This is a genomic window from Ciceribacter sp. T2.26MG-112.2 (assembly GCF_900492205.1).
GTDB lineage: Bacteria > Pseudomonadota > Alphaproteobacteria > Rhizobiales > Rhizobiaceae > Allorhizobium > Allorhizobium naphthalenivorans_A.
Window position 1 is genome coordinate 1 of sequence record NZ_UEYQ01000052.1, and the last position, 5,987, is coordinate 5,987.

5 protein-coding genes are annotated in these 5,987 nt (G+C 57.4%); 4 read left to right on the top strand and 1 reads right to left on the bottom strand.

Annotated features, from left to right (window positions below):
- The 3 genes from DYZ14_RS23795 to DYZ14_RS23805 form a co-directional block, all read left to right on the top strand.
- On the top strand, positions 1–1,968 hold a 1,968-nt coding region (locus DYZ14_RS23795), incomplete at its 5' end, for a heavy metal translocating P-type ATPase (protein WP_154722904.1).
- 120 nt (positions 1,969–2,088) lie between these two features.
- Positions 2,089–2,586: a copper chaperone PCu(A)C gene (locus tag DYZ14_RS23800; RefSeq protein WP_232365670.1), complete on the top strand. Its 498-nt coding sequence runs from the start codon at positions 2,089–2,091 to the stop codon at positions 2,584–2,586.
- A 129-nt stretch (positions 2,587–2,715) separates the two neighbouring features.
- Positions 2,716–3,300, top strand: coding sequence for a hypothetical protein (locus tag DYZ14_RS23805; RefSeq protein WP_148169280.1), 585 nt, complete (start codon positions 2,716–2,718; stop codon positions 3,298–3,300).
- Between the two features lie 74 nt (positions 3,301–3,374).
- Here the strand turns inward: DYZ14_RS23805 and DYZ14_RS23810 are convergent, their stop codons facing one another.
- Positions 3,375–4,520 carry a DUF882 domain-containing protein gene (locus tag DYZ14_RS23810; RefSeq protein ID WP_232365671.1) on the bottom strand — a complete coding sequence of 382 codons (1,146 nt, stop codon included), beginning with the start codon at positions 4,518–4,520 and terminating at the stop codon, positions 3,375–3,377.
- A 306-nt stretch (positions 4,521–4,826) separates the two neighbouring features.
- Here DYZ14_RS23810 and DYZ14_RS23815 point away from each other — a divergent pair.
- A partial coding sequence (locus DYZ14_RS23815; RefSeq protein WP_154722906.1) for an Nramp family divalent metal transporter occupies positions 4,827–5,987 on the top strand: 1,161 nt, incomplete at its 3' end.

The following is a 5,987-nucleotide window of genomic DNA, read 5'->3' on the forward strand; positions in this document are numbered from 1 at the left end:
ATCCAAGAAGCTTCTCACAACGCCCACGCTGGACACGACCACGGATCGAAAAGCTCGGCAGAGGGCAAATTTGAGGGACTCCACGGTCACGATCATGGTTCTTCCGAAGGTCCTTGGTGGGCGAGCAAGAAGGGGCGCCTGACGATCTTGGCAGGGGCATCACTGGCCGTCGCTTACGGCATTGGGTACCTGGTCCCGGCGATCGAGACCTACGCCTACACGATAGCAATGCTTGTCGGCCTCGTGCCCATAGCCCGAAGGGCTATTATGGCCGCACTGGCTGGCACGCCATTCTCCATCGAGATGCTTATGACGATCGCCGCTGCTGGCGCACTGGTCATCAATGCGACCGAAGAGGCTGCGGCGGTTGTTTTCCTCTTCCTTGTCGGCGAACTGCTCGAGGGCGTCGCCGCTGGAAAAGCGCGCGACAGCATCAAGTCGCTTACGGCGCTCGTTCCCAAAACGGCGATATTGGAGGAAGGCAGCGAGACTCGCGAGGTGCCGGCCGAAACTCTTGCGGTCGGTTCAATCATTATGGTTCGCCCTGGCGACCGGATCTCCGCCGATGGTGTCATCATTGCAGGTGAAAGCTCGATTGACGAAGCGCCAGTGACTGGCGAAAGCGTGCCTGTTCGCAAGGCGGTCGACGACACTGTTTTTGCAGGCACCGTAAATGGTGATGCGGTTCTGCGTGTCAGGGTCACGGCCGCAGCCGCAGACAATACGATCGCCCGTGTCGTTCGTCTCGTCGAGGAAGCGCAGGAATCCAAGGCTCCGACTGAGCGCTTTATTGACCGTTTTTCAAAATACTACACACCCGGTGTAGTTGTCGTTGCCGCTTTGGTGGCGGTCATCCCTCCGCTTTTCGCAGGTGGAATATGGAGTGAGTGGGTTTACAAGGGACTTGCTGTCCTGCTGATAGGCTGCCCATGCGCGCTCGTAATTTCGACCCCGGCTGCGATCGCTGCATCACTGTCGTCGGGCGCACGCCGCGGCCTGCTCCTCAAAGGCGGCGCCGTTCTAGAAGGACTTGGCAACCTTACGGCGATTGCTTTCGACAAGACTGGCACGCTCACCGAAGGCAAACCGCAGGTGACTGATGTGGTCCCGTTCGGCCGGGAAAGTGAGGACGTCCTTCGGTTTGCCGCAGCGCTTGAAGTGGGATCCAGCCATCCTCTCGCCCTTGCGATCTTAAGCAAGGCCAAGGAGGAAGGCATCGTACCTCCCACGGGGACCGATGCGAAGGCTCTCGGCGGCAAGGGTGTTTCCGCCATCGTAGATGGTGTCGAGGTCTTTTTTGGCTCGCCCAGGGCTGCAGCAGAGCGAGTTCCGGTTCCAGTTGCTCACTTGGAGAAGATCACGTCTCTCAACGATGAAGGAAAGACCGTGTCTGTACTGGTCATTGGCGATGTTCTCGCTGGTGCCATTGCCATGCGCGACGAGCCTAGAGCCGATGCTGTTGCGGGCCTCAAGGCCCTGACGGATGCAGGCATAAAGACGATCATGCTGACAGGCGACAACAAGCGGACCGCCACCGCCATCGGTGCGCAACTCGGCATCGAGGTCCGTGCGGAGCTGATGCCTGAAGACAAGCAGCGGATCGTGGGCGAATTGAAGAAAGAGGGCTATGTTGTCGGCAAGATCGGCGATGGGATCAATGACGCGCCAGCGCTAGCGGCAGCTGATGTCGGGATTGCTATGGGTGGTGGAACGGACGTGGCGCTGGAGACGGCAGACGCCGCGGTTCTCCACGGCAGGGTGGCTGATGTCGCCCTTATGATCGATCTCTCGAAACGTACTATGCGCAACATTTTCCAGAACATTACCATCGCTTTGAGTTTGAAGGTGGTATTTTTGGTGACGACTATCCTGGGCATCACGGGCCTGTGGCCTGCAATTCTTGCCGATACGGGTGCGACAGTCCTTGTAACCATGAATGCGTTGCGGTTGTTACGTCCCATTCGCTGAACGCGGCGCCACCGGCGTTCCAGGTCTCTTTCAACTTGTCGTCATGCCAACCTGTTCAGACCTCTCGAGAGATGACGGTTTCGGATCTGATGTATCCCACTAACTATGCGGAGAAATTACGTGCCATTTCAAAAAACACTGGCTTGCGGGCTCGTTGCCTTGACGTGCGTGACTGCGTCTTTCGGTCCTGCATCGTCTCATGATTTTACGGTAGGGAGCCTGGAGATAAAGCATCCGTGGTCCTTACAGGCTCCTGTGGTTGCTCCGGTTCTTGGCGGTTATCTGACGATCGTCAACACGGGCACGACGGATGATCGCCTTCTTGGAGGAAGCAGTCCGGTCGCTGAGCGGTTTGAAATCCACGTATCATCTGTCGTCGACGGAGTGGCGCGTATGCGACCCGTCAAGGAAGGCATCACAATAAGCGCCGGCTCCACTGTGAAGCTGGAGCCGGGCGCCGCACACATCATGTTTGAAAAACCGATGCAGCGTCCTGCGGAGGGTGAGAAGTTCAAGGCAACGCTGCAGTTCGAGAAGGCAGGGCCCGTGGAAGTGGAGTTTGTCGTCCAAAAGGGTGCAACAGCAAATTCGGATGACCACGCTGGGCACACCCCATGATCCTCAGTGAACGCGTGTAGGCTGCAGGCGGGTCCTCTGCGGGGAACCTCGATTAACCTTTTTGCTTCATTCGGTTTCAAGACTTCGGTGGTTAGATCTGGGCATAGGCTCCCACCGAAGGTTTTCTCCATGCAGGAACGAAGACGGCGCATCTTAAGGATCAGCTTGGCGGTTTTATTCGGAGCACTTTGTGTCGGCGGTGCCGGTGGTGCGGCTGCAGTCTATTATGGTCCAGAAGAGCTTTTGGGTTTATCGGCTGAGAAGAGCGGTGCCGAGTGTCAGACCGTCGCCACAGCCAAGGCGCGGGATCGCGACGGCATCTGGATCCGGCAGTTCATCGTCACAGAGCCCGTGGATGAACAGGTCCGTCTTCGGACCGCCCTGCGTGTTGCCGAATCGCTTCGCAAGGTCGAGGCGGGTCATCTAATCCAGATTTCCGTTCTGGACAGCAAAGGGCCAACCACGGTCTCCGGAATGCGGGGTCGGGCAATCGGCGCCCAAGTGACCGTCATTCCCAGTCCAGTTAGTGACGTAGAAAAGCAGAAAGGCGAATTATCTGGCTTTTCCATTGAAGGTGAGGCTGGCTCGGACGGCGAGTTTCACGGTTTACGCTTCGACGCCAAACCTGAAGATCTGGCAGCAATCGCTGCAGGCTTTGCCGACGCTACAGGCTGTTCCAACGATGTGCAAACGCCGGCCCCTGCTAAAAGCTGAAGCACAGCCGCAGATTCGAACATCGACGTGCGAGACGTTTGTTGCAGCCTGGCACAACGGCTCCGACCCTTGATTTAGGGGGCGATCTGGGTAGTCCTGATTGCAAACAGTCGTGCAGACATGAGGGGCGCTTTCAATCCCGTAGTGGCGCCTGGAGCCGATAGCGCCCATGTCATTAGCGTTTCCTGACCATCAGCCTCCTCGTCAGCATCTCTGTCTGCTGCAGGGATCGGAAATAGCGCGATCAAAGCTGCCGGCTCCGGCAGATCAAGGATGGCGGAAGGGCGGAAACTCTCAATCTGTGTGCGATCAGTGATCGGGCCAAGTGAGGCAACCTCGACCTCAGGTATCTCCATTTCGGAAGTAGGGCGTGCAACTGGTACAGGAATGGCCAAAGCGCTTAAATCGGTGAACTCGGACGTTGCCTCGCCGACCATGGTCTGCCGGCTTGTTTGAAGATCGAGCGCGTCCTGCGCTCGGCTCCGTCCAGTCGGTAGCATTGCGGTGACCAAGCTGCTCCTGTTTGACGAAGTGGAAGTGAAATTACTGTCGTCATCTCCAGCACTGGAAGCGATCTCGATCGATTTTGCGCCGACGCGCCGACGATAATCGGCGACTGCCAAATCGTAGCCGGGGAGAGGGCGGCCATCAGAGGGAAGGTGCATTGTTTTTCCATCGGGAAAGATCCGAGCCAGCTCTTTGCGCGTCATGCGGGGCCATGCACGGACATTGCCGACATCAAGATGGACAAACGGAGATCCCGATGCCGGATAGTAGCCCACTCCACCAACTTGCATCTGCATTGCAAGTGATCGCAGCTTGGCCAGTTTGACGCCCGGAATATAAAAATCCATCGCCTTGCCGAGGGTGTGTTGACTGTTTTTTGCGACCCCACTATCCCTCGATCGTCCTCGGAGCATCTTGTTTGTCCCCGGGGAGCGATAGGCAGAGACTATATGGATATAGTCGTTTGATCCGCTGCGCTGGTAAACTTCCCACACAAGATCGAGTAGACGGGGATCGATATTCGCTGGCTCGTTCTTGCGCCAGTCACGCAGGAAACGGTTGATCTGACCAAGGCCACGGGCATCGAACTTCCCGCCCCGCTTGAATGTAATTGTCGCACGTTCCCCAGTGTGAGTGAAAAACAGCTTCAGCGATCTGTCGGTCGCGGCTGTCGCAAGTGACGACGAACCCACCAGCACTACCACTGCGAGCATCACTGCGATTGTAGCCGTCCCCACGCACCGCATGAACCCGGATAGGACGGATGCGGCTGGACAGGGTCTGACGCAAGCTGGGAACTCGCTCACTGGTTACTCCACACTTGACGGCTCTCTGAGTACGGGTCTGGCGAACATTGCTGCCACCCACGGATCGCCATCAGTAAATCCGATTATGGTCAACAAAGCCCTAATAGATCCCAATTGGTCAGGATCTGAACGGTCCCGCTTGCATGAACAGCCCCTTTATGAGAATGATTTGCAATTGCAAATAAGGGCGGGCTTTGAAAGCACGGTGAGACGATGGACAGACCGGTGAGGGGATGGCAGCGAACGGTTGGCGAGGCATCCCTTTCGGATGTGCACCGGTCGATAAAGGTCGCGTCAGGAGCTGGCACCTTCCGAAGGGCGATGGCGTTCTTCGGCCCCGGCTATCTTGTCGCAGTCGGGTACATGGATCCAGGCAATTGGGCGACATCTCTGGCCGGGGGATCGCGCTTCGGCTATGCGCTGCTCACGGTGGCCCTGGTTTCAAACATCATGGCGATCGTCCTTCAGTCGCTATGCGCGCGCCTTGCCATCGCTTCGGGGCGCGATCTTGCGCAGGCCTGTCGTGATGCCTACCCCAAACCGGTCGCCATGGTGCTGTGGCTGCTCGCCGAAATTGCGATTATTGCGACTGACATCGCCGAGGTGATCGGCACTGCAATCGGCCTAAACCTCATTTTCGGAATTCCGCTCGAGCTGGGAGTGGTCATCACTGCTCTGGACGTATTCTTGATCCTCTACCTGCAAAAGCTTGGCTTCCGTTGGGTCGAAGCGCTTGTCATAACTTTGCTCGGCGTTATCGCCGTCTGCTTTGCGGTTCAGATCGCTCTTGCTGATCCGGACTGGGGTCAAGTGATCCTCGGCTTCGCTCCAACGACAGAGATCGTCACCAATCCAGACATGCTCTATTTGGCGCTCGGCATACTGGGTGCGACCGTCATGCCGCACAATCTCTACCTCCACTCTGGCATCGTGCAGACGCGGGACTTTGGTGATACGCTGCCTGAAAAGCGCGAGGCTCTTAAATTTGCGACGATCGACTCTACGGTCGCCTTGATGTTCGCTTTGCTTGTCAACGCCTCTATCCTCATCCTAGCTGCCGCTACGTTCCACGAAAAGGGGCTGACTTCGGTCGCAGAGCTGGGTGAGGCTCATGGTCTGCTGGCCCCGTTGCTAGGTTTGGCCGTTGCACCGACATTGTTCGGAATCGCCCTGTTGTGCTGCGGCATCAATTCAACGGTGACGGCGACGCTTGCGGGTCAGATCGTGATGGAGGGATTCCTGCAGATCCAGCTTGCACCTTGGCTTCGCCGTCTGATCACCCGGGGGATCGCCATAATACCCGCCGCAGGTGTCACGATAGCCTTCGGGGACAGCGGCACTGCCCAACTTCTGATATTGACCCAGGTTGTGCTT

Bases quoted from the DNA above. Each gene is read 5' to 3' on its own strand.
- DYZ14_RS23805 (WP_148169280.1), top strand. From the start codon at position 2,716: ATGCAGGAACGAAGACGGCGCATCTTAAGGATCAGCTTGGCGGTTTTA.
- DYZ14_RS23810 (WP_232365671.1), bottom strand. From the start codon at position 4,520: ATGCTCGCAGTGGTAGTGCTGGTGGGTTCGTCGTCACTTGCGACAGCC.